This window comes from Aquiflexum lacus (assembly GCF_015476655.1).
GTDB lineage: Bacteria > Bacteroidota > Bacteroidia > Cytophagales > Cyclobacteriaceae > Aquiflexum > Aquiflexum lacus.
In genome coordinates this window covers 1-259 of record NZ_JABFHF010000104.1, presented here as the reverse complement: position 1 = coordinate 259, position 259 = coordinate 1, and the positions used below count along the sequence as shown (strand labels likewise).

Annotated in this window: 1 protein-coding gene; it reads right to left on the bottom strand. The window is 49.0% G+C overall.

Features of this window, described 5'->3' with window-relative positions:
* On the bottom strand, positions 1 to 259 hold a 259-nt coding region (locus HMJ38_RS25220), incomplete at both ends, for a hypothetical protein (protein ID WP_194977207.1).

Here is a 259-nt window from a genome sequence, read left to right as displayed (position 1 = left end):
GAACATTGAATGTTACAGGAGTAACAACCCTGACGGCACAGCCGGTACTTTCTTCTTTGAATGAATCTTTACCGGTATTTACAGATGGCTCAAAAGGCCTGGTATCCAATCCGGTGACGGGAACAGGAAATGTGGTTTTGTCCGCATCTCCGGAATTATCGGGAATACCGATAGCCCCGACTGCCCCTGAAGGCACCAACACAACCCAGATAGCAACCACTGCTTTTGTGGATGCTGGGCTGACAGCTATCAATACGCT